Annotated in this window: 26 protein-coding genes; 14 read left to right on the top strand and 12 right to left on the bottom strand. The window is 65.5% G+C overall.

The genetic code is table 11. The annotated features are described in order from the left end of the window. Window positions 1-28 precede the first annotated feature (28 nt). From P0Y59_03325 to P0Y59_03305, 5 genes are all read left to right on the top strand, one after another. The gene (locus P0Y59_03325; protein ID WEK00740.1) at window positions 29-1816 is read left to right on the top strand and encodes an aspartyl protease family protein; all 1788 of its coding nucleotides are present in this window, start codon (window positions 29-31) and stop codon (window positions 1814-1816) included. 384 nt (window positions 1817-2200) lie between these two features. Further along, window positions 2201-2662, top strand: coding sequence for a hemerythrin domain-containing protein (locus tag P0Y59_03320; GenBank protein ID WEK00739.1), 462 nt, complete (start codon window positions 2201-2203; stop codon window positions 2660-2662). Window positions 2663-3032: 370 nt separating this feature from the next. Next, on the top strand, window positions 3033-4046 hold the full coding sequence (locus tag P0Y59_03315) for a phosphatase PAP2 family protein (protein WEK00738.1): 1014 nt from the start codon (window positions 3033-3035) through the stop codon (window positions 4044-4046). A gap of 66 nt (window positions 4047-4112) precedes the next feature. Beyond that, window positions 4113-4934 carry an alpha/beta hydrolase gene (locus P0Y59_03310; protein ID WEK00737.1) on the top strand — a complete coding sequence of 274 codons (822 nt, stop codon included), beginning with the start codon at window positions 4113-4115 and terminating at the stop codon, window positions 4932-4934. Then, on the top strand, window positions 4931-5347 hold the full coding sequence (locus P0Y59_03305; GenBank protein WEK00736.1) for a cupin domain-containing protein: 417 nt from the start codon (window positions 4931-4933) through the stop codon (window positions 5345-5347). Before P0Y59_03310 ends, P0Y59_03305 begins: the two co-directional genes overlap by 4 nt. A gap of 220 nt (window positions 5348-5567) precedes the next feature. Here the strand turns inward: P0Y59_03305 and P0Y59_03300 are convergent, their stop codons facing one another. From P0Y59_03300 to P0Y59_03275, 6 genes are all read right to left on the bottom strand, one after another. Continuing rightward, window positions 5568-6056 carry an OmpA family protein gene (locus tag P0Y59_03300; GenBank protein ID WEK00735.1) on the bottom strand — a complete coding sequence of 163 codons (489 nt, stop codon included), beginning with the start codon at window positions 6054-6056 and terminating at the stop codon, window positions 5568-5570. A gap of 45 nt (window positions 6057-6101) precedes the next feature. Next, on the bottom strand, window positions 6102-7325 hold the full coding sequence (locus P0Y59_03295) for a diguanylate cyclase (protein WEK00734.1): 1224 nt from the start codon (window positions 7323-7325) through the stop codon (window positions 6102-6104). Then, window positions 7325-7906 carry a YfiR family protein gene (locus tag P0Y59_03290; protein WEK00733.1) on the bottom strand — a complete coding sequence of 194 codons (582 nt, stop codon included), beginning with the start codon at window positions 7904-7906 and terminating at the stop codon, window positions 7325-7327. The genes P0Y59_03295 and P0Y59_03290 overlap by 1 nt, the downstream gene beginning before the upstream one ends. Before the next feature lie 201 nt (window positions 7907-8107). Next, window positions 8108-9643: a tryptophan 7-halogenase gene (locus P0Y59_03285; protein ID WEK00732.1), complete on the bottom strand. Its 1536-nt coding sequence runs from the start codon at window positions 9641-9643 to the stop codon at window positions 8108-8110. Between the two features lie 20 nt (window positions 9644-9663). Continuing rightward, entirely contained in the window at window positions 9664-10161 is a 498-nt protein-coding gene (locus P0Y59_03280) for a PIN domain-containing protein (GenBank protein ID WEK00731.1), read from the bottom strand. Continuing rightward, window positions 10161-10430, bottom strand: a complete 270-nt coding sequence (locus tag P0Y59_03275; protein WEK00730.1) for a type II toxin-antitoxin system Phd/YefM family antitoxin — start codon at window positions 10428-10430, stop codon at window positions 10161-10163. Before P0Y59_03275 ends, P0Y59_03280 begins: the two co-directional genes overlap by 1 nt. A gap of 205 nt (window positions 10431-10635) precedes the next feature. Here P0Y59_03275 and P0Y59_03270 point away from each other — a divergent pair, with 205 nt between their 5' ends. Further along, a complete protein-coding gene (locus P0Y59_03270; protein ID WEK00729.1) occupies window positions 10636-12012 on the top strand; it encodes a cation:proton antiporter in 1377 nt (458 codons plus the stop codon). Window positions 12013-12072: 60 nt separating this feature from the next. Next, on the top strand, window positions 12073-13284 hold the full coding sequence (locus P0Y59_03265; protein WEK00728.1) for an alginate export family protein: 1212 nt from the start codon (window positions 12073-12075) through the stop codon (window positions 13282-13284). Between the two features lie 106 nt (window positions 13285-13390). On the opposite strand, the gene P0Y59_03260 is transcribed toward P0Y59_03265, so the two are convergent. After that, entirely contained in the window at window positions 13391-13729 is a 339-nt protein-coding gene (locus P0Y59_03260) for a hypothetical protein (GenBank protein WEK00727.1), read from the bottom strand. Window positions 13730-13838: 109 nt separating this feature from the next. On the opposite strand from P0Y59_03260, the gene P0Y59_03255 reads away from it, so the two are divergent. Continuing rightward, the gene (locus P0Y59_03255; protein ID WEK00726.1) at window positions 13839-14351 is read left to right on the top strand and encodes a pyridoxamine 5'-phosphate oxidase family protein; all 513 of its coding nucleotides are present in this window, start codon (window positions 13839-13841) and stop codon (window positions 14349-14351) included. A 245-nt stretch (window positions 14352-14596) separates the two neighbouring features. Further along, a complete protein-coding gene (locus tag P0Y59_03250; GenBank protein ID WEK02480.1) occupies window positions 14597-15946 on the top strand; it encodes an MFS transporter in 1350 nt (449 codons plus the stop codon). A gap of 45 nt (window positions 15947-15991) precedes the next feature. Here the strand turns inward: P0Y59_03250 and P0Y59_03245 are convergent, their stop codons facing one another. The 3 genes from P0Y59_03245 to eno all read right to left on the bottom strand — a co-directional run bounded on the left by P0Y59_03245 (window position 15992) and on the right by eno (window position 19460). Continuing rightward, window positions 15992-17722 carry a DUF885 domain-containing protein gene (locus P0Y59_03245; GenBank protein WEK00725.1) on the bottom strand — a complete coding sequence of 577 codons (1731 nt, stop codon included), beginning with the start codon at window positions 17720-17722 and terminating at the stop codon, window positions 15992-15994. Between the two features lie 93 nt (window positions 17723-17815). After that, complete coding sequence (locus P0Y59_03240) at window positions 17816-18130, bottom strand: septum formation initiator family protein (protein WEK00724.1); 315 nt, start codon at window positions 18128-18130, stop codon at window positions 17816-17818. 52 nt (window positions 18131-18182) lie between these two features. Next, entirely contained in the window at window positions 18183-19460 is a 1278-nt protein-coding gene (gene eno / locus P0Y59_03235; GenBank protein WEK00723.1) for a phosphopyruvate hydratase, read from the bottom strand. A 143-nt stretch (window positions 19461-19603) separates the two neighbouring features. Between eno and P0Y59_03230 the strand changes: the two genes are divergently transcribed. The 5 genes from P0Y59_03230 (at window position 19604) to P0Y59_03210 (ending at window position 21686) form a co-directional block, all read left to right on the top strand. Then, entirely contained in the window at window positions 19604-20200 is a 597-nt protein-coding gene (locus tag P0Y59_03230; protein WEK00722.1) for a hypothetical protein, read from the top strand. Between the two features lie 22 nt (window positions 20201-20222). Then, window positions 20223-20582, top strand: a complete 360-nt coding sequence (locus tag P0Y59_03225) for a phage holin family protein (GenBank protein WEK00721.1) — start codon at window positions 20223-20225, stop codon at window positions 20580-20582. After that, window positions 20579-20956 carry a DUF3618 domain-containing protein gene (locus P0Y59_03220; protein ID WEK00720.1) on the top strand — a complete coding sequence of 126 codons (378 nt, stop codon included), beginning with the start codon at window positions 20579-20581 and terminating at the stop codon, window positions 20954-20956. The genes P0Y59_03225 and P0Y59_03220 overlap by 4 nt, the downstream gene beginning before the upstream one ends. After that, window positions 20953-21372, top strand: coding sequence for a hypothetical protein (locus P0Y59_03215; protein ID WEK00719.1), 420 nt, complete (start codon window positions 20953-20955; stop codon window positions 21370-21372). The genes P0Y59_03220 and P0Y59_03215 overlap by 4 nt, the downstream gene beginning before the upstream one ends. Before the next feature lie 83 nt (window positions 21373-21455). Beyond that, window positions 21456-21686, top strand: coding sequence for a DUF4170 domain-containing protein (locus tag P0Y59_03210; protein WEK00718.1), 231 nt, complete (start codon window positions 21456-21458; stop codon window positions 21684-21686). Between the two features lie 191 nt (window positions 21687-21877). Here P0Y59_03210 and P0Y59_03205 read toward each other — a convergent pair whose 3' ends face one another. Together P0Y59_03205 and greA are read right to left on the bottom strand one after the other, a co-directional pair. Further along, window positions 21878-22408, bottom strand: a complete 531-nt coding sequence (locus P0Y59_03205; GenBank protein ID WEK00717.1) for a rhomboid family intramembrane serine protease — start codon at window positions 22406-22408, stop codon at window positions 21878-21880. 104 nt (window positions 22409-22512) lie between these two features. Further along, window positions 22513-22989, bottom strand: a complete 477-nt coding sequence (greA, locus tag P0Y59_03200) for a transcription elongation factor GreA (protein WEK00716.1) — start codon at window positions 22987-22989, stop codon at window positions 22513-22515. Window positions 22990-23008 lie beyond the last annotated feature (19 nt).

Genomic DNA, 23008 nt, shown 5'->3' with positions numbered 1-23008 from the left:
GCGGCAAAGAAAAAGAAGAGGACCCTGGATGCGGACCCTGGCCATTCTCGCCACGCTTGTCGCCGGCGCTACAACCCTGCCCGCCTCGGCCGAAACCAAATGCTCCGTCGGCCAGATGCTCGCCCTGCCGGTCACCATGTCCGGTCTCCGTCCGATGGTGCCTGCCAGGATCAACGGCCGCGAGGTGAAATTCATCGTCGACAGCGGCGCCTTCTACAGCGCCATCTCACCCGGTTCGGCCGCCGAGCTTGGATTGAAGCTGAGCGATGCGCCCGGGAACATGCACATTGTCGGCATCGGCGGGGAGACGCGCATATCGGTCGCGCGGGTCAAGGATTTCGGCCTGGGGCCAGTCACCCTGCACAATATCGAATTCATGGTCGGGGGCAGCGAGATCGGCGGCACCGGGCTGCTCGGCCAGAACGTCCTCGGCATCGGCGACGTGGAATATGATCTTGCCGGCGGTGCCATCCGCCTGATGCGGGCAAAGAACTGCAACAACGTGAATCTTGCCTATTGGGCAAAGGAGAAGGCGCTCGCCGTTTCGGAACTCGAGATCGAAGCGCCCACCTCCATCCTGTCGCACACGGCAGCCACGGTAATCCTGAACGGGGTGAAGCTGCGCGCCGTGTTCGACACGGGCGCCCCCACCTCGATGCTGACCAGGGGGGCCGCGGCCCGCGCGGGTATCAAGCCCGACATGCCCGGCGTGGAGCCTGCCGGTTCCACCGGCGGCCTCGGGCGGCGCACCTATCCAAGCTGGATCGGGCCATTCCAGGGCCTGAAGATCGGCAATGAGGAAATCCGCAAGATCCGCCTCCGCTTCGCCGATATCAACGAAAGTGGCTTCGACATGCTGATCGGCGCCGACTTCTTCCTTTCGCACCGCGTCTATGTATCGAACGCGCAGCGGCGGATGTTCTTCACCTACAATGGCGGCCCTGTCTTCGACCTGAGCGTCAGAAAGGCCGAAGCGATGGCGGCGACTGAAGCGAAAAGCGCGCCTGCCCCCGCTGCGGGCGGCGTCCCCGCCACCGGCCCTGTCACCGCGGAAGACTTCAGCCTTCGCGGCAACGCACGCGCGGCACGCAGCGATTTCAAGAGCGCCCTCGCCGATCTGACACGCGCCGTCGATCTCGCCCCGGACAATGCGGACTATCGTTATCAGCGTGCGCTTGTCCTCGTCCGAACCGAGAAGCCAGGCGAGGCAAGGATCGACCTCGATCGCGCGCTGACCCTCAAGCCCGACTATCCGGAAGCACAGTTGATGCGTGCATCGGTCCGTTTCCGCGCCGACGACCGGGCAGGCGCCCGCGCGGATCTGGAGGCGGCCGATCGCATGCTCTCGGAATCCTCCGATTTACGCCTGTCACTGGGCGCCTATTATGAATCGCTCGACGATCCCGGCACCTCCGTGTCCCAATATGACCGCTGGATCGCAGCCCATCCCGCCGACAATCGCATGCCGATGGCGCTCAATGGCCGCTGCTGGGCACGGGCACTCTCCGGCAAGGACCTCGACAAGGCGATCGGGGATTGCGATCGCGCCCTCAGGCTCCGGCCGCACACCGCGGCGTTTCTCGACAGTCGCGGCCTGGCGAGGCTACGCAGCGGCGATCTCGACAAGGCACTGGCGGACTACAACGAAGCTCTGGCGCTTCAGCCGAAAATGGCCTGGTCGCTCTACGGGCGCGGCCTTGTCGAACGCAGGAAGGGACTGGCGGCACAGGCGAAGGCGGATATCGACGCCGCTATCGCGCTCCAGAAGAACCTGCCGGAGAAAGCCAGGAAGATCGGACTGGACGTGGCTGAATAGGGGCAGCCGACATGCCCCAACCCTGGCCCCGACCCTTGGCCGCAATGCTGACCCAGTATTAACGGGGACTCGTATTCTACGAGAAGCCGCGCATCTGTCAGTGCCAGAAGATCAACAGCAGGATAATGATCGGAAGTGGAATGCCGATCAGCCACAGCAGAATACCTTTTCCCACGACGTGCTCCTCTCGATTGTTTCGATGGCAATACAACACGCAGGAAAGCTGGCCGTTCCATTCGAATTTTATCTTTTCCGATATTGTCATTGATCCAGGTTAGACTATCGGCTTACGTACTTACACGATAGCCGTCGTCAACACCTTGGTTGCCCTGCTTCCGCTAGCATCACCAGAGAATGCAGGCCGGTGAGTGCGGGGGGTGTCGAATGCCGATCGCGAAGCTTGAACGCGAACATCGCCGGATCCTGGAACTGGCCGGATCGCTGGAGGCGATGGTCGCAGGGCCTCGCCCGGAAACGCCCGGTCTTCTCATGCTGGCCCGCTGGAATTTCACGCGAGAGGTGTTGAGTCATTTGTCGAACGACGATGCCCTGGTGGTCGTGCCGTTGATGGGAGACCGGCGACCGCACATCGCCCAACTCGCCATCCAGTCCCGGGCGCAGCTTCGCACTCTCTACGACGATTTCGAAAACCATATGGATCGCTGGAAGGGGCTGCCCGCCACGACGGAATGGTCCTATTACCGCCGTGACGTTCAAGCGCTGATACGACGCCTTCGCGCCCGGATCGCAGCGGAGGAATCCGGTATCCACCACTTCCTGCCAGTGCAGCGCGCCGATCCGCAACCCGGCCTTCCCACCGATCGCCGTGGAGTAGGGACCGAATAGCCGTCTCGAGGCAGCGGCGGCACGCGAAACGCCTGCCCCTCGATACGCCATTTCGACAAGCTCGATGGCTATTCGGGGCCAACGGGAGTGGTTCGGACTGAGCGCCAGGTGCTCGTCGATCGCATCCCGTTTGTGCACCGGCCACCAAAAATCGTTCGTCCGTCGTGACTTCAACCGCGTCCGCCAGGGTTCGTTCCGCGATTCCAACCTGTTGCGAGTCGCTGCTTGCCTGTGTTAACCCAGATCAGGCGATCCTCGCCGTGTAGCAAGTTCATGGGGACGTCATGGCCCGTTCACGATATCGGCGTCACAGCACGCCCATCGTGAACCAGATCAGCAGGCACGCCGTCCCGGCGCCCCAATTCGAGGCATGCGTTTGTTCCACTTTTCCCGACCGACTTTCCGGGCCACCCGCCTCAGCGACGATGCGCAAACCGACCCAGCCACCGATCACGCCCATGCCATTCCGGGCGCCTGGGTCGCCGGTGGCACATTGCTCAGCCTCGCCACCCTTATCGCGCTGATGCTGTGGCAGGGTCTCAGGATCGACCCCTGGGCGTGGAGCACGATCATCTTCTTTACGCTGGGCGTCACCGCCGCCGCGACTCGTTATGCGCTGCGCCATCCGCCTACGCCCGGCCGCCGCATCGCCCGTGACATCGCCGAATATTTCGGCCTGTTCACGCTGATCTCCCTGATGGGCGCCATCGCGACCTATCCGCTGTCAGCCGGCACCCAGGGCTTCATCGATCCAACGCTTCAGCGGATCGACGACATGCTGCGCTTCAACTGGCTCGCCTGGTACGATCTGGTCGTCGCCCACCGGTCGCTCCAGCTTCTCGGCACGGCCGCCTATCAGAGCATCTACGTCACGCCAGCGATCCTGCTCGGCTATTTCGCCTGGCGCGATCATCGCGGGGCCGCGCGCTCGTTCATCGCCTCCTTCTGGCTCGCGGCGGTGATCTCCCTCGTCCTGTTCTGCTTCATCCCGGCGCAGGGGCCGCTCGCTTCGCAATGGCAGGGGCCAATCCCCTATATGCCGGTCAGCCAGCTCTCCGAATCGACGATCATTCCGGAGCTGCGCCTGCACATGATCAGCCATGTCGATCTCGGTGATCTGCGCGGGCTCGTCTCGGCACCCAGCTTCCACACCGCCAGCGCCGTGCTCTTCATCGCCGCCGCCTGGCCGTTCCGCCGGCTGCGCTGGCCGCTGACCATCGTCAATATCGCGATGCTGCTGTCCACGCCGGTAGAAGGCACGCATTATCTGACTGACATGATCGCCGGCGCCCTGGTCGCGATCTTCGCCATCTTCGTGGTCAAGCTGATCGAGGCGCGCCGGTCCTCTCCGGGGATGATGGATAGTGTCACCATACGGGCCTAGACCATTGCCGTCGCGGGCCTGAAGATCCGGCCCGCGATCGTCTTCACCTTGCGAGGAGATACCGCGATGAGCACCATCACTACCCGGGACGGCACCGATATCTTCTACAAGGACTGGGGCACCGGGCAGCCGATCGTGTTCCATCACGGCTGGCCGCTGAGCGCCGACGACTGGGATGCCCAGATGCTGTTCTTTCTCGGACAGGGCTATCGCGTGATCGCGCACGACCGTCGCGGCCATGGCCGCTCCAGCCAGCCGTCCTTCGGCAACGAGATGGACACCTATGCCGACGACGTCGCTGAACTGACCGCCGCGCTCGACCTGAAGGATGCGGTCCATATCGGCCATTCGACCGGCGGCGGGGAAGTCGCCCGCTATCTCGGACGGCACGGCACGGCGCGCGTCGCCAAGGCAGTGCTGATCGGCGCGGTGCCGCCGATCATGGTCAAGAGCGACAGCAATCCGGGCGGCACGCCGATCGAGGTGTTCGACGGCTTCCGCACGCAGCTCGCCGCCAACCGCGCCCAGCTCTACAAGGACGTGCCCTTCCCCTTCTACGGGTATAACCGTGAGGGCGCGACGATCTCGCAGGGGATCATGGATCACTGGTGGCTTCAGGGCATGATGGGATCGGCCCAGGCGCACTATGACTGCATCAAGGCCTTTTCGGAAACCGACTTCACCGACGACCTGAAAAAGATCGATGTGCCCTGCCTGATCCTCCACGGCGACGACGACCAGATCGTTCCCTACAAGGATGCTGCCCTGCTGTCGGCGGAGTTGGTCCAGAAGCCCACGCTGAAAATCTATCCGGGCTATCCGCACGGCATGTGCACGACTCATCCGGACGTACTGAACGCCGACATCCTGGCCTTCATCAAGGCATGAACGACGCCGCCGCCCTCATCGCCAGGCTGGAGCTCACCCCCCATCCGGAGGGCGGCTGGTATCGCGAGACGTTCCGCCAGCCCGCACCCGGCACCGGTCGCGGGCTGGCGACCGCCATCCTGTTCCTGCTTGAACTCGGCCAGAGCTCGCACTGGCATCGCGTCGACGCGGCGGAGATGTGGCTGTGGCATGCCGGCAGCCCGTTGCGGCTGCTGGTCGACGATGGCGCGCCGCAGGAACATCTGCTCGGCGGCGACGTGCTGGCGGGACAATTGCCCCAGGCAATCGTCCCGGCTGGCGCGTGGCAGGCCACCGAGGCGCAGCTCGGCTGGGGCCTGGTCAGCTGCGTCGTCACCCCCGCTTTCGAATTCGCCGGCTTCGAGCTTGCCCCACCCGGCTGGTCGCCGCGTTAGAGTCCGTTTCAGCACAGCTGAAACGGCAGCGGTGACGCTGGAAACGACTCTAAATCGTCGTGTGTAATGTCCGATCCGTTCGTCCCGAGTGCCGTCGAGCGAGTCGAGATGGCGTATCGAGGGACAAGCGTTTCGCGCTTCAATCGTACCTCGGGCTGCGCCTGTTCGATCTCTACTCGGCACGAACTGGGGAGGTGGTTCTGATGTAGCGCTCGATGCGCTAGGGAGCCGCGATCAGGATCACGACACGGCGGTTTTCCTGTCGTCCCGCCTTGGTGGCATTGGTATCGATCGGATAGCGCGCACCCAGCCCCTCGACCCGGATATTGGCCAACGGTATCCCGCCACCCGCCAGCGCGTCGGCAACCGCGGCGGCGCGGCGCACCGACAGCGCATCATTGTGCCGCGCGGTCCCGGTGCGGTCGGTATGGCCCTCGACCTGGGCGCGGCGGATATCGACCGCGACCAGCTTGCTCGCAATGTCCCGGATGACGATGACCTGCTGAGGCCGGATTTCGCTTTCGTCGGTCGCGAACAACAGCCGGTCCTGCATGCCGAACTCCCAGCCCCGCTCTGTCTTCGCGAAGCCGTTAGCGCGGAGCGCGGCGACCTGGGCCCTGGTCCAGCCGCCATGATCGGCCATGGTCTGGCAAGCGGCCAGCAGGAACAGGCCAACGCCGAGGATCGCCTTGGGAAACAGTCGGGACATCATATTCGAACCGTCTTTCCTTTGCCAAAAACCCAAAAAAACCGCTTATGATCGCTCTTCGCGCAGCGCCTGCTTGCTGGCGTACATTCCGGCATCCGCCACGTTCAGCAGCGTGGCGATATCGGCGCCATCCTGGGGGAACACCGCCGCGCCGACGCTGAGCTTCATGGCCAGTGTCTCGCCGGACGATAGCGCGATCGGCTCGGCCATGCGTTCGGCCACGCTTTGGCGCACCCGGGCGACGGCGTCCATGCCGCTTGGCGCGGGCAACAGAACCGCGAATTCATCTCCGCCAAGGCGCGCGGCAATATCCTGGGCGCGGATCGACGCCCGCAGCCGGACCGCGATCTCGATCAGCACATGATCGCCCGTGGCATGGCCATACCGGTCGTTCACCGCCTTGAAGCCGTCGCCGTCGAGATAAAGGATCGCGAAGGATTCGCCGCCGTCGCGCGCCTGGTCGAGCGCAATGGCCAGGTGATGTTCGAAATCGACCCGGTTCGGCAGGTTGGTCAGCGTGTCGTGCCGCGCCTGATGGCTCAGTTCCTCCCGCTCGCGCCGCAAATGCACGTGCCACTCGTCCAGCTCGTCGAGCAGCGCATTGAAATCGCGCCCAAGCGAATCGATCTCGGCGATCCCGGCCGGCGGCGCCCGGCGACCGAACGCCCGTTCCTCCCGCACATTGTGCGCGACGGCGGCGATCGCGTTCAGCGAGCGGATCACGCCTTGCTGAAGCCGGCTGGCAAGGAAATGAGTCGCGATGGCGGTGATGAGCAGGCACGCGAGCGCGCTGGCCAGACCGCGACGGATATACCCCCCGACGACCGCGGGATCGCCGCGCACCCGCACCTCGCCGATCGTGACGCCGCGATGCACCACCGGCGCGGCAACGATGTCCGGGAAGACCAGCCGCGCGGTCAGCCAGTCGATGCCGAACAGGTCGTCATGCTCTTCCGGATGGCCCAGCCGGACCAGTTCGCGTCCGCCACGCAACGCGACGACGGCGATCTCCGCAACGCCTTCTGCCGCGGCAAGCGGCGCGATGCTCTCGCGCGCAGCCTCCGGGTCGTCGAAAATGATCGCCGGTGCGACCGTATAGCTGGCCGACTGGGCCACCAGATGAAGGTTCTGCTGGGCATAGTCGACGATCGTGGCGAAGCCGGCGAGCAGCACGGTCAGCCCGGCAATGCCGACGGCGAACAGGGTGACGCGGAAATGCACCCGCGCCAGCACAGCGCGAAGCGTGGGAAGCGGCCGTGCCGGCGGCATCACGACGCATCCCCATCGGCATCGGACAGGCGAAGGACACGAGGGTCGACCCGCACCGTCCCGCGCGAGATCGCATCGAGGCTGAGCTGGAACGATATCTCAAGCGGCTTGATGTCGAGGCAGAACATCGTTCCGCCGCGGCACGCCGGATCTGACTCCGCGATCGAGAGGATGGCCCGGCCGCGAATCCCGGCGATCGTACGCTGGCCCTGGCCGGCGGGCAGGTCGCCGAGATAGAGAATGTCGCAGGATTGCCCGATCGTCGGATTGCCTGTCGCCAGCCGATTGACCGAGATCGCCCGTCCCGCGACCGGACTCGCCTCGCCCAGGTGGTCGGCGAAGCGTGTCTTGCCGATCACGCACAGGCGCATCGCGGCGGCGGCATCCCCCGGCCAGCGCGTGTAGCTGATGATGCCGCCCACCATGCGCGCCACCGCGCGCGCCGGCTGGTCTGGCCCCGGCGTCACCCGGGTCCGCAGGGGGAAACCGACATTGGTCGGCAGTGTCGCCAGGAGCGACCAGGCCAGGGCGAACGGGATCATCATCGCCGCAGGACCCCCGTCGCGCGCACGATCGCCCATTGCCGAGGGCTCGCTGATCGCGAAAAAGGGCTGGCTTGGTTAATCAACAGGCTGGATGACTTGGTTACACTGACGGTTACGATACCGTCACAGCCTTACAGGCGCCGCTCAAAGGCTGGCAAGCGCATCCGGCCTGTCCCCTTCAACGATGCGACGAAACCGTATGCAGCGGATTGCCGCGGCAATCGCCCGATGCCGGCCTCAACCCGTCCGGTTGATCTGCTGGATCAGGGCACGATGCGACGGCAGGTCGAGCGTGGCGCGTTCCCCGAAATTGCGGATGCGCGCGAAGGTCTTCTCCGCTGCGCCGACATTGGGGAAGTCGCTTCGGCTGGGCGCCAGGTCGGTCCTGAACTCCATGCCGTAGAGAATGTACTGGTAGTTGAAGAAGGCGAAGGATTCGAGGTCGAGCGTGAAGTCGAAGCGCCCCGGCGGCCGGTGCCGCCACTGGTCGAGCAGGTCGGCCAGGCGATCCGGGATCGAGGCCGGGTCGGCATTGTCGCGCCAGAAGGGCTCGCCGCGCTGGCTGAGACAATAATGCAGCTTCAGGAAATTGACGATATTGTCGTACCGCGCCGCGATCAGTTCGTTGAACCGGCGCGCGGGCGCATCGACCGGGCCATTGTGCGGGAACATCTCGGCGATCATGCCGATCGCCGCCTCGATCACCAGCACCCCGGTCGATTCGAGCGGCTCGAGGAACCCGCCCGACAGGCCGACCGCGACGCAATTCTTCACCCATTGCCGCTCGCGATAGCCGGGCTCGAACAGGATATGGCGCGGCGTGATATCCTGCATGCCCGGCCCGACATAGGCACGCAGGATTTCGGCGGCGCGATCGTCGGAGATGTGGTCGCTCGAATAGACGCAGCCAATCCCCCGCGCGCCGTTCAGCCCGATGTCCCAGGTCCACCCGGCCTCGTGCGCGGCGGCGATGGTATAGCTCTCGATCGGCGCGTCGGGCCGTTCATAGGGTATCTTGCAGGCAAGCGCCCGGTCAGTGAACAGGATCGAGCGGACGGATTTGAACGGCACCTTCAGCGCCCGGCCGATCAGTTCCGCCCGGAAACCGGTGCAGTCGATATACAGGTCGGCATCGAGCCGGCCCTGCTCCGCCGTGACGACATGGTCGATCGCCCCGGTTCCGTCGATCTCGACATGGTTGAGCAGGCCCTGAAGATGCACCACGCCAAGCTCGCGGGCGCGCTCGGCCAGGATCTGCGCCAGCATCGTCGCGTCGAAATGATAGGCGTAGCTCAGCGGACCCGAGAAATCGCCCTCGCCCGGCCCCTTTGGCCCGCGCTGCGCCTCGGCCACGCGGTTCTGGATCGTCATCGCCTCGGCGAAGGGCCGCCGCGTCTTCTCGTCCTGAAGCAGCCAATAGGGCACCAGGCTCACGCCCTCGGCATGGAAGGGCGCCTCGAACGGATGGAAGAAATGGCTGTGTTCGCCCTCTTCCGGCGTCCGCACCCAGTCTACGAAGCGGATGCCCTGCTTGAACGTCGCCGATGTCGCGCGGATGAAGCGGCTCTCGTCGATGCCGATGAACTGGAGCGTGTTCCGGATCGTCGGGAAAGTGCCCTCGCCCACCCCGATGATACCGATCTCGGGCGATTCGAGCAGCTTGATCTCGAGCCGTTCATTGCCTGACAGTTCAAGGAACTTGGCGAGATAGGCAGCCGTCATCCAGCCGGCCGTGCCGCCGCCGACGATCAGGATGCTGCGTTTCCGGCTCATCATGCCTTCATGCCCCATCGTCACGCCCTGACGAACAGATTCTTGAGCCAGAGCGGCCCGGCCTTGGCGGCCTGGCGCCAGTCGCCATCCTCCTCAACCGCGTCGGGCGTGTAGGCCCAGGGATTGAGCAGCTTGACCCGCCCCGTCTTGAACGCGCCGGGATGGCGGGTGGCGAGCGTCAGCCCGTGTTCGAGCGCGGTCGCGGCGAGCAGGCCGTCCCGCGCATCCGCATAGGAAAGCTGGCCACGCCGCCGCACCACGGCGGTATCGACCGGCAGGATCCGGCCCTCGAACGCGGGCAGCACTTGGTTGTCGATCCATTGGCGCAGCGCGAGCCCCGCTGCCTTGTCGCGCTGCGCCGTCCGCGCCGCGCCGCTATCGAGCTCGAGCAGGGTCAGCGCCGAGATGAACAGGTTCTGCCTGACAAGGCCGGCTGCCCAGCCCGAAAAGCGCGGATCGGTCTGCCCGGCGCGCGCATTGCGGAGCTCGAAGACGACGCCGGTATCAAGCAGGTACATCAGCCCGCCGCCCCGTGCCGGCTCCAGGCAGCGGCGGCGTCGCCCGACAGGTCGATCTCCGGCAGGCCCGGCATCGCGAGCAGGTCGACGATCGTCTCGGTCTGACCGGTAAGCTGGCGGAACGAGTCGATGCTCATCAGCACATGAGTCGGCTTGCCGCGATCAGTGACGAAGACCGGCTCGAGTCGCGCGGCGCGTTTCGCAGCGGTCACATCCTGGTTGAAATCACGACTTGAGACGAGCTTCATCGCGCCGATTTCCCAATCCATATGCCTGTAATGTTCGCGCTAACTTGTAGGTACATTACTACTATGTTGCCGCATCGCAACAGCCGGGACGCCCAAGCCGGAAAAATGACAACGAATGGCATCCGGGCAGCATTTTCCAGTTGCGCCGCCCGCCCGATTTCGCCCCCTTCGTGACCGGGGCAACCTGGATTGCCGCGGGGAAGAACCGAAACGGGGGAGGAATCATATGGCCGAAGGGGTCATCGACAGCATCTGGTCAACGGTCGGCGGCGTGCTGTCAGCCCATGGCCCGGCAGCGCCGGCCGCGGCCGCGAGCTACACGCCGGGCGACTTCAGCGTTCATTTCTTCCTCCAGCTCGCGGTGATCCTGCTGGCCTGCCGGGTGGTCGGCTGGGCCGGCAAGAAATTCCTCGGCCAGCCCCAGGTGGTCGGCGAGATGATCGCCGGCGTCATCCTCGGCCCGTCGCTGCTCGGCCTGCTTTTCCCGGGCCTGCAAGGGGCGATCTTCCCCAAGGAGACGCGCAGCGTCCTCTATGCCGGATCGCAGCTCGGCGTCGGGCTCTACATGTTCCTGGTCGGCACCACGCTTCAGCTCGACAAGTTCAAGTCGAAGGCGAAGAGCGCGATGAGCGTATCCTTCGCCGGGATCGCCGCGCCCTTCCTGATCGCCTTCCTGATCACGCCCTTCCTGCTCGGCGTACCCGGCCTGTTCGCGAAGGATATCTCGTCCGCCAACGCCACCCTGTTCATGGGCGCCTGCATCGCGCTGACAGCGTTCCCGATGCTCGCCCGGATCATCAACGAGCGCGGCCTTGCCGACACGTCGCTCGGCACGCTGTCGCTGACGGCCGGGGCCTTCGACGATGCCGTTTCCTGGTGCGTGCTGGCGATCGTGCTGGCGACCTTCGGCGGGGGGCCCGGCGTCGCGGTGCTCGCGATCGGCGGCGGCCTCGCTTATGCGGCCTTCATCATCCTCTTCGGCCAGCGCCTGCTGGCGCCGCTCGGCCGCGCGGTCGAGCGCGCCGGGGAAATGAGCGTCACCGTGCTCGCCATAACCCTGATGCTGTTCTGCATGTCCGCCTTCCTGATGGATGCGGTCGGCATCCATGCCATCTTCGGCGGCTTCATCCTGGGCGTCGTGATGCCGCGCGGCCTGTTCGCCGAACAGCTCAGGAAGAAGATCGAGCCGCTCGCGGTCGTCCTGCTGCTGCCGATGTTCTTCACCTATTCCGGGCTCAACACCCGGCTGGACATGGTCAATTCGGCAACGCTGCTGCTGATCGCGCTCGGCATCCTGGCGGCATCGATCCTCGCCAAGGGCGGCGCCTGCTATCTCGCCGCACGGATCGCGGGCGAGGACAACCGCACGGCGCTCGGCATCGGCGCGCTGATGAACTCGCGCGGGCTGATGGAGCTGATCATCATCAATATCGGCCTGCAAAAGGGCATCATCGGTCCGACGCTCTTCTCGATGCTGGTGCTGATGGCGATCGTCACGACGATGATGGCCGGCCCCCTGTTCGAGCTGGTCTATGGCCGCGACGCGCGCGCCTCGGGCGAGCTTGGCGCGATTGACGGCGGACTTGCCGCCGAACCGGCCTGAAGGCTCCCCCTGGAGCGGGCGGCCAAGCGCCGCCCGCTTCCCTTTCCCGAAGGATTTCCCATGAGCAGGACGATGGCGCGGGCCCTTGGGCTCGCGGCGCTGGGGTACGCACAGTCCGCCACGGCGCAGGACGTGACGCTGAGGCCGCTGGTCGATGCGCGGCTCCGCTACGAACATGTCGACCAGGACGGCATCGCCGACAAGGCAGACGCCGTAACCTTGCGAGTCCGCAGCGGCGTCCAGGCAAGCACCGGCCCCTGGTCGGCACTGGTCGAGAGCGAGGCGACGATCAGGATCGGCAACCACTATAATGACGGGTTCAACGGCACGCCGCTGCCGCTGGTCCTCGATCCGCAGAATATCGAGCTCAATCGCGCGCAGATCCGGTACGCGGCGCACAAGACCAGCGTCACCGTGGGACGGCAGGTGCTCGATCTCGCCGACCAGCGCTTCGTGGGCCCGGCGCCCTGGCGCCAGAACGAGCAGACCTTCGACGCGGTGCGCGCGACCTGGGCGGGCATTCCCCGTCTGACCATCGATGCGAGCTATGTCTGGAGCGTCCGCACCGTGAACGGCATCGACGGCACCGGCGCCCGGCCGACCGCGGTGCCGGGCAGCAACTGGTTCGGCCTGGTCAGCTATGCCGCGCCGATCGGCACGCTCACCGGCTTCGCCTATCTGGTCGATCAGGACCTGGCTGCCTTGCAGGGGTATCGCCTGTCGAGCCAGAGCTATGGCGTGCGCTTCGCCGGTAGCCAGCCCGTCGCCCCGGGGTGGAAGCTCGGCTATATCGCCAGCGCGGCGCGCCAGAGCGACTATCGCCGCAACCCGAACCGTTATGCGGCGAACTATTATCTTGCCGAGGCAAGTCTCAGCGGCAAGGTCCTCGCCGCGACCGCCGGGTACGAAGTGCTCGGCGCCGATCATGGCACAGCACTCACCAGCTTCCAGACGCCGCTCGCCTCACTGTTCCGGTTCCAGGGCTGGGCCGGCAAGTTCGGCACTACGCCGCCCAACGGCATTCGCGATCTCTACGGGACGCTTGGCGCGAACTGGAAGGTGAAGGGGCCGATCAGCGGTATCGGGCTCGTCGCGACCTGGCATCATTTCGAGAGCGACCGGCTGTCGCAGCACTATGGCGACGAGATCGACCTGCTCGCCCAGGCGAAACTCCACCGATTCACGGTCGCCGCACGGCTGGCGCGCTACAAGGCCGACCGGTTCCAGACCGATACGACCAAGGGCTTCCTGTCAGTGGAATGGGTTCTTTAGGAAATCACGGCCGAAACACGGCCGGTCATTCCCGTTCGTGCCGAGCAGGGATCGAGCGTGTCGATGGACACCCGGGGCGAACGGAGAGGCTTGCCGACAGCGTGCCTCAGGCCGCTTCGACCGCGATCAATGCCTCGACATATTTCGCGTCGTTGGCGTGGAACAGCGCGCTCGCGGGGAATTCACGCTCGGTCAGTTGCAGCTCGTTGAGCCCGGCCAGCTTGAACGTGCCGATCTTTTCCTCGCGCGGCGGCTTGCCGTCCTTCTCGATCGCGACGGCATCGATGAACAGGTCGCCATGCTTCGTATAGATCACGTGCGGCGCCAGCGTCATGGTGACGCGGTTATAGGTCGCGACCACGTAGCGCTTGCGCACGATCGCCTCGAAAATGGTCGGAACCGGACCCTGCGGCATAGCCTTGTCGCTCTCGATCGGTAGTTTCATGCCTAAACGCATACAATAATATGCTGCATCGCAGCAAGTGGGGATCGACGAACCGAGTGCCCGATTTGGGGGAACCTGCGCAATCGCCCACCCGTTCGGCCCGGGCAACATGAAGGATATCGCCATGCCCGATACGCAGGACATCACCGCCAAATTCTGGAAAGCGCTTCGTTCCGACAGGACCGTGATGCTTGGGCTCGACGGAGTCGAGGACGGCCGTGCCCAGCCGATGACTGCCCAGCTCGACGGCGACGAGGATCGCGGTCCGATCTGGTTCTTCACCTCGAAAGAGACCGATCTCGCCAGGGAACTGCGCGAAGGCCGGGCCAGCCGGGCGCTCGCCCATTTCGCCTCGAAGGGGCATGACCTGTTCGCCAGCATCCATGGCACGCTGTCGCTGTCCGACGATCGCGCGGTGATCGACCGGTTGTGGAATCCCTTCGTCGCAGCCTGGTTCGAAGGCGGCAAGGACGACCCCAAGCTCCAGCTGCTCCGCCTCGATCCCGAACGCGCGCAGATCTGGCTCAACGGCTCAAGCCTGCTCGCCGGCGTGAAGACATTGCTCGGTGTCGATCCGAAGCAGGATTACAGGGACAAGGTCGCCGAAGTCTCGCTCGCCTGATCGCACGATCTCCGGGGCGGTCGACGCACCGCCCCGGCTCTTCGAAATATTTCCCAAAGTCGGTTTTTTTATCGCATAGGCCGTGCGTGACGACTCCGCCCTTCCCTCCCGCGGATACCGGCGCCGCAGGCACGTCGGGCGCGCAGGGCTTCGCGCTCGGCTTTCTCGGCCGCGGGCAGGAGCCGGACAAGCATAATACCGGCGACGGCCTTCCCCTCCCGCGCCGCTATGTCGCCATCGCCGCCATGTCCTTCGGATCAGCACTCGTCATCATCGACGGCGGCGTCGCCAATGTCGCACTGCCGACCATCGCGCGCGATCTTGGTGTCCAGCAAAGCGCGGTCGTCTCCGTGGTCACGGTCTATCAGGTGATGCTCGTGATGCTGCTCCTGCCCTTTGCCGGGCTGGGAGAGCGGATCGGGCTCAAGAACGCCTATCAGGCGGGCCAGGCGATCTTCACGGTCGCGACCATCCTGTGCTTCTTCGCCAAGAGCCTTCCCTTCCTCCTGATCGTGCGCGCCGCGCAGGCGATCGGCGCCGCCGGGGTGCTCAGCGTATCCTCGGCCCTGATCCGCCAGATATATCCTTCCAACCAGCTCGGCCGCGGGCTCGGGATCAACTCGGTCGTGGTGACCAGTTCGGCGGCGATCGCACCGACCATCGGCGGCCTGATCCTTTCGGTCGCGCCCTGGCCCTGGGTGTTCGCCAGCGCCGTGCCCTTCGCGCTCGCCAGCCTTGCGCTGGGCCGCGCGATCCCCAACCCGCGCGCGCGCCACGCCACCTTCGACGTGTACGGCGCCGTGCTCTGCGCCTCGATGTTCGGCCTGGTGATCGGCGGGCTGGAGAGCATGGTCCATGGCGACAGCCCGGTCGTCTCCGCCGCGATCGTCCTGGTCGGCATCATCATCGGCATCTATTTCGTCCGGCGCGAGCGCGGCGAGCCCAATCCGATCCTGCCGATCGACCTGCTCGTCCGCCCGGTGCTGGCGCTCTCCGCGATCGGCGGCTTCATCGCCTTCACCGCGTCGATGACCCTGCTCATCTCGACGCCCTTCCGCCTCCACGCGCTTGGCTTCAGCGCCGCAGCGATCGGCGCCGCGATCGCCCCCTGGCCCCTGACCAACATGATCGTGGCGCCGGCGGCGGGCTTCCTGTCGGATCGCGTGCCGGCGGGCATCCTGGGCGGCATCGGCATGGCCATTTCCGTCGTCGCCCTGTTGCTCATCGCCTTCATGCCGGCTGACCCGACCCTGTTCGACATCGCCTGGCGCATGGCGCTGTGCGGGTCTGGCTTCGGCCTCTACCTGCCCCCCAATGCCCGGCTGCTGGTCGGATCGGCACCGCGCGAACGTGCCGCCGCCGCGGGAGGACTGGTCTCGACGGTCCGCCTGTCGGGACAGACCACCGGCGCGACCCTCGTCGCCGCGCTGCTGGCGCTCGGCGTCGGCGACGGGCGTATTCCACCGATGGTCTCGGCCAGCCTCGCGGTGATCGCCGGGCTATGCAGCGTCGCGCGCCTCCGCCCCTCGATCCGCAATCCACGTCCCGAAGAGGCGGAGCACGCCCAGCCCGAAGCGGTGAGCCGGCAGCAATAGAGGCAGGACCTGGCCGACCCGCCATATGCGGGCCGGCCCGATCGATCAGAACACAGCCTTGCCGTCGTCGCCCATCATCGCCTTGCGCACCAGCGGGATCGGCGGACCGCCATAGCTGAGGAACTGATCGTGGAATGCCTTCCACCCCTTTCGCCCGCCATGAGTCGCGGTCCAGTCGTCGCGCAGCTTGCGGATCATCAGCTTGCCCATCGTGTAGTTGAGATAGGCCGGATCATAGGTGCCGCGCGCCGATTGCTGCTTCGCACTGCCCTCGTCCTGATAGCATTCGTCCACGAACATCTTGCGCGACTGCTCCTGAGTCATGCCGCGCGCATGCAGGCCGATCGCCGACAGATAGCGGCAGTTGCGCAGCAAGGCGTTGGAAAGCTGCCCGACATGCGTCTCCGGGTCGCCATTGTTGAGCCCGGCATCCCACATCATCTCCTCGGAATAATGTGCCCAGCCCTCGGCATAGGCATAGCCGACGAACAGCCGCCCGAAGAGCGAGGGCGAGTGGTTGGCGTGGCGGAATTGCAGGAAATGCCCAGGCATCACCTCATGGACCGAGGTGAACAGCAGATCCATCTTGCCGGGGATGAACCCCGCCTGCTCGGCCGGCGTCCAGGCCGGATCGGGCGGCGAGATATAGTAGATCGAGGGGATGCCCTTCTCGAACGGCCCCGGCGGATCGATATAGGCGGAGTTCTGCCGGTTATAGGGCGGGCTCTCCTCGACCAGCGCCTGCTCGGCATCGGGGATCGAGACGATGTCCTTCGCGATCACGAACGCCTTGAGCTCGGGAATCTGCCGCCGCGCCTCGGCGACCGGACCGCCGACAGGCTTGTTGGCGTTCATTTTCGCCATGCAGGCCGGGATGGTCGCCCCCGGCGTGAATTGCGCGCACGCAGCCTTCAGCGCGTCCTGGTTGCGCTTCATATCCGCCCTGCCCGCCGCTTCGAGCTGGTCGAGGGACACGTCGACGCCCTCGGTCATCTTGATCATGCGCGCGAATTTGTCGGCGCCCAGCGCGAAGCCCTGAGTCGCCGTGCCCCGCTGGCTTTCGACATAGGCGGCCAGATCGTGCATCGATTTCGCCGCCGCGGCCGAGACCTGGTTGAACTCGTCCTGCAGCACCGGGCTCTGCACGCCGGCAAAGGCCTTTTTCGCATCGCCGGTGTAATAATCGGCGAACCCGTTGAAGCCGGCGACGCTGTAATTGATGAAGCTCAGCGGCATCGGTGTCTTCAGGTTCGCGCGGATGTTCGCCGCGGCGCCCGGCACCTGGCGCAGGAACTTGATCATCGCCTTCATCCGCGTCGGCGCATCGGCATAGTTGCGGGCGACATAGACGTTCGGGTCAAGGCCCGCGCCGATATACCAGGCAGGATTGGTGTGGGGCTGGTCGGCATCGGTCAGCCAGAACAGCTTTCCCTCGGCGACCTGCACCAGATAGTCGCGCTCGAACGCGTCCTGCTTGCTCATCTTGCCGGCATCGAACGCCGATGCCTTCACGATCGAGGCGCGCAGGAAATCGGCCTGCCGCTTCAGTCCCGCCTCGCTCCAGTCGCCGAGCCCGCCGTCGAAATCATGCCGCCCCTGATAGACCGCATTGGCCGGATCGAGCTTGAACCATCCTTCGATAAAGGCATCGCGAAAGGCCGCCCAGCTGCCGGTCGGCAGTGCCAGTTCGGCATCGTTCGACATGGGCTTCGTTTCCGACCGCCCGCATGCCGTCACCGCCAGCAAGGCGATTCCGGCAAGCAATATCCTGCGCATACCCGCTCCCTTTGATTCGTTTATCAGGGGATGCTGGCAGCTTGGCGCTTCCTGCGCCAGCCCGGGCGGAAGGCCGCCCGCAGCCTGGAGAGGCTATTTGCCCAGATCGACGATCATGTCGTCGGGATGCACCACGTTGAGCTTCCTGCGCGCCAGTTCGTCGACCATGTCCGGATCGGCATGGCGCGGATCGAGCAGCGCGACCCGGTTCTTCAACTCGGCGCGGCGCTTCTCCAGCGCCGCCAGGTCGCCCTCACGCTTGTTCAACTGGCGCTGGATATCGCCATAAGCGAGCGCGCCGTTCGGCCCCATGATGGCATAACCGCCGAAAAACGCGCCCACGATCAGCAACGCGGCCGGCGGACCGGCACGACGAAGCAGGGTGCGGAAGGTGGAGCGCTTTGCCATTCCACGATTCTCGCATCATGCGACTCGTGGATCAAGCGGGAATTTTACCTATTCAAGCGCGAAGAATCGACCGGCCGGCATAGACGGCCGACTCGTCGAGTTCCTCCTCGATCCGGATGAGCTGGTTGTACTTGGCGAGCCGGTCGGAGCGCGCGAGGCTGCCAGTCTTGATCTGCCCGCAATTGGTCGCGACGGCGAGATCGGCGATCGTCGCGTCCTCGGTCTCGCCCGAGCGGTGCGACATGACCGCGGTATAGCCACTGCGCTGCGCCAGCGACACCGCCTCGAGCGTCTCGGTCAGCGTGCCGATCTGGTTGACCTTCACCAGCAGCGAGTTGGCGAGGCCATCCTTGATGCCCTGCTTCAGTCGCTTCGGGTTGGTCACGAACAGATCGTCGCCGACCAGCTGGACCTTGTCGCCGATCAGGTCGGTCAGCGCCTTCCAGCCAGTGAAATCGTCCTCGGCCATGCCGTCCTCGATCGAGAAGATCGGATAGCGGCGAGTCAGGTCGGCGAGATATTCAGCCATCTCGTGGCTGGAGAGGATCCTGTTCTCGCCGGAGATATCGTACTTGCCGTTCTTGAAGAACTCGGTCGCGGCGCAGTCGAGCGCCACCATCACGTCCTCGCCCGGCTTGTAGCCGGCCTTTTCGATCGAGCTCATGATGAAATCGAGCGCGTCGGTGGTCGAGGCGATGTTGGGCGCGAAACCGCCCTCATCACCGACCGACGTCGCTAGGCCCTTGTCATGCAGGCCCTTCTTCAACGTGTGGAAAATCTCCGAGCCGCAGCGCACCGCCTCGATGATCGAGTCAGCACCGACCGGCACGATCATGAATTCCTGGAAATCGATCGGATTGTCGGCATGTTCGCCACCGTTGATGATGTTCATCATCGGCACCGGCAGCACATGCGCGGAAACCCCGCCGACATAGCGATAGAGCGGCAGGCCGCGCGCATCGGCGGCCGCCTTGGCCACCGCCAGGCTGACGCCGAGGATGGCGTTCGCGCCAAGCCGTCCCTTGTTCTCGGTGCCGTCCAGATCGATCATCACCCGGTCGACATCGGCCTGGTCTTCCGCCTCGAGGCCAAGCACCGCGTCGGCGATCTCGGTGTTGACGGCATCGACCGCCTGCTGGACGCCCTTGCCCAGCCAGCGGCTCTTGTCGCCGTCACGCTTCTCGACCGCCTCATGCGCGCCGGTCGATGCGCCCGAGGGAACGGCGGCGCGGCCGAAGGAGCCGTCATCGAGCAACACGTCGACTTCGACCGTCGGGTTGCCCCGGCTATCGAGGATTTGGCGCGCGTGGATGTCGATGATTGCGGTCACTTCATGATCCTTCTAACGATTGAGGCCCCAGGCAGACGGGCGAGCCTCTATCGGCTATCATCGGCGGCGGCAAATCGTCTCCGCCGATGGAACCGGGGGCTGCGCTGGCCGGTTGATGTGGACACGCGAGAAAGGGCGACAGCATGGCTGACGAAACTCCGAAGGCTCCCAGACCGGCCAAGCCGGTGAAAAAGGCTGCCACCACCGCGACACCGCGCAAGGCGGCCACCGCCGCATCCAAGGCTTCGCCCGCCGCCAAGACCCCGAAACCGGCCCCAAAACCGGCCAAGCCGAAGAAAGGCCCGACCGTGGAAACCACGACTGACACCGCCACCCCCCGCTTCAAGACCGAGGCGCGCGCAGCGACGCAGACGCTGAAGGACAGCGCATCGAAGCTGGGCAAGGAAGCAGGCGACAAGGCCCGCGCCTATGCCGAGGACGGCAAGGCCCGCGCGGGCGGCGTCCTGGACGAGCTCGCCAAGATGATGACCGATGCCGCCGGCACCGTCGACGAAAAGGTCGGCCCGCAATATGGCCAATATGCCCGCAGCGCGGCCGACGCCGTCTCCGGCTTCTCCGACTCGATCAAGCAGAAGAATCTCGATGATCTGATCGAGGATGCGCGCGGCTTCGTGAAGAAGAGCCCGGCGATCGCCATCGGCACCGCCGCCGCGATCGGCTTCGTGCTGGTGCGCCTGATCAAGTCGGGCATCGACGCCGCCGACCGCGACGACGCCTGATCCATCGCGCCCCGGGGGGAACATGGCCGAGCGACCGCCGGAAGAGCATGACAGCAACAGCATCGCGGCATTGTTCTCGCGGCTGATCGACGATGCCGAACGCTTCGTGCGTGCCGAGATCAGGCTTTATCGCGCCCAGTTCCTGAGCCGTGTCGGCGAGGCGCGGACGGCGATCATCCTCGGCGTGGTGGCGTTGCTGCTTGCCCAGTCGGCGATGATCGCGACGGTGCTCGGGCTGCTGCTCATTCTTCGGCGTCCGCTGGGCGAGGTCGGGGCGACGATCCTCGTGGTCGTCCTTTCGCTCGGTGCCGCCGCGCTGCTGGTGCGGGCTGCTATCGCCAAGGTGCGCAAGATCACCGAGATCAGGGATAAACCCGAATGAGCGCGCGCCTGAATCTGCCAGAGGCGATCGACGATGCCGCCGACCTCGCCCTGGCGAAACGGCGCGCCGAAGATGCCCGGGCGCGGCTGGCCAGCACTCTTGTCGACATCCAGGCCCGGCTCAACCCCAAGGCCCTTGCCCGCGAGGCCGTGGGAGAATTGAAGGAAGCAGCGCAGGAGATCGCCCGCGAGGGCCTGGAAGGCCTGAAGCGCCATCCTCTCGCGCTGGCCGGCGCCGCCGCGGCGGTCGGCCTGTTCGTCGCACGCGGGCCGCTCAGGCATCTCATCGAGGCCGGTCTCGATGAAACTCCCGAGCCGCCTGCGAGTTTGAAACCCAAACGGGCGCGTGCCCGACGGAAAGGACCCTCCGAATGAACGCCCCCTCCACCGACAAGTCCTCCGCAGCGAAGCCGACGGCGCGCGCCGCCGCCGAAAAGGCGATCGAGACGACGCGGGACACCGCGCGCGAGGCGGCCCGCCGCACCGCCGAGGGAATCGAGGCGAACCCGCTCGCCGTCCTGATCGGCGGCGTGGCGATCGGGGTGCTCGCCGGTGCGGTCATTCCGCGCACCGAACAGGAAGGCAAGCTGCTCGGCCCCGTGGGCAAGCGGCTTAACGACACCGCCACCGGCGCCGCCCAGGCCGCGCGGGACGCCGGCAAGGCCGAGCTCGATGCGCTGGGTCTCAACCGCGACGCCGCACGAGACCAGGTCGGCAAACTGATCGACGGCGTGGTCAAGGCGCTATCCAGCGCCGGTGCCGCCGCCACGGCCAAGGCCTCGAACAAGTAACAAAAAGACCGCGCTTGGCGGTTCACCTTGCCCGAATCCCGCTCTAAGGACGAGGCCACCCCTCCCCTTTGGAAGCCCGATCCATGAGCAAGCTCCACCTCGTCTTCGGCGGCCGCGTCAGCGACCCGCAGCATCTCGATTTCGACGATCTCGATTCAATCGAGGTCGTCGGCATCTATCCCGATTATGCGAGCGCCGAGAAGGCGTGGCGCTCCGCCGCCCAGCGCACCGTCGACGATGCTGAGATGAAGTTCGTGGTGGTGCACCTCCACCGCCTGCTCCAGCCCGATGTGCTGGATACGCCCCAGGGCTGAATTGAAGGACCGGGTCCTCCGGTCTCCCCGTTCGTCCTGAGCAGGGACTTAGCCTTTCGAGGGCCCGTATCGAAGGACCGCGGTAGCGCGTGCCGCTTGTCCTTCGATACGCCATTTCGACATGCCCAATGACCACTCAGGACGAACGGGGTGAAGATTTCAATAAATACACAGCGCTTCGGCCCGCCGGCTCAGGCCTTGCGGTAAGCCCAGGCGAGCAACGGCCTCGCCAGCGCCACGCCGGCGATCAGGCCACCAAGCGGCTCGACGATGGTTACGGACACAGCGAAGTTCTGCGCCACGATCGCGAAGGCGATCTGGATCGCCAGCCAGATTCCCGCGAGGATGGCGATCTGCGCCGTTCGGCTGTGGTGCCGCGCGACCGGAATCGCGGCCGGCACGCCATAGAGCATGAAATAGGCGCCGATCACCGCGAACACCGCCGCGTCGAGCCCGGCGCTTGGGATCGGCGAACCGGACGTCAGGATCAGCCGCGCCAGCGCCCCGGCATAGGCGCCGGCGACGAAGACCACGCCAAGCCCGACCGGGCGGATCGCCTTTTCGACATAACGTCCCGCGATCAGCAGGAAGACCATGTTGAAGATCGCCGAGATGAAATCACGCGAGAGGAAGGCGGAAGCGAGCGGCGAGAGCCAGGAGCGCACCGCGTCCTCACGCCAGGCACCGCCCAGGAAATCGACCGGGATGAAGCCATACAGCAACGCCGCCCGATCGAGCCCGATCGCGGCGGTGACGAACAGCAGCGCGAACGCCGACAGCGCAACAAGCGCGTCGGTGAATCGGCCCCGCGGAAGATTGATTGCGTTCAGATGAACTCGATCTTCGAGACGACATAATAACGGTCGCCCGACGGTACCGTCACCTCGACCTCGTCCTCGACCTTGCGCCCGATCAGCGCGCGGCCCAGCGGCGAGTTGTACGAGATGCGCCCGCCCTTGGCGTCGGCCTCGGTCTGGCCGACGATCTGGTAGCGGATCGGCTTGTCGTCCTCGTCGAGCAAGGTGACGGTCGCGCCGAACACCACCTTGTCGCCCGACAGGTCGCGCGGATCGATCACCTGCGCACGTGACAGCTTGTCCTCGATGTCGGAGATCGATGCCTCGATCTGGCCCTGCCGCTCCTTCGCGGCATGATATTCCGCATTTTCGGAGAGGTCGCCATGCGCGCGCGCTTCCTCGATCGCGTCGACGATGGTCGGGCGCTCCGCTTTAAGGCGCTTCAGGTCCGCATTGAGCTTTTCATAGCCCTCCTGCAGCATCGGCATCTTGTCGACGGTCGCCATCCCTTTAGGTCCTTCGTCA

It is taken from the genome of Candidatus Sphingomonas phytovorans, from assembly GCA_029202385.1.
GTDB classification, from domain to species: Bacteria; Pseudomonadota; Alphaproteobacteria; order Sphingomonadales; family Sphingomonadaceae; genus Sphingomonas; species Sphingomonas phytovorans.
This window is presented reverse-complemented; position numbering and strand designations above follow the sequence as displayed.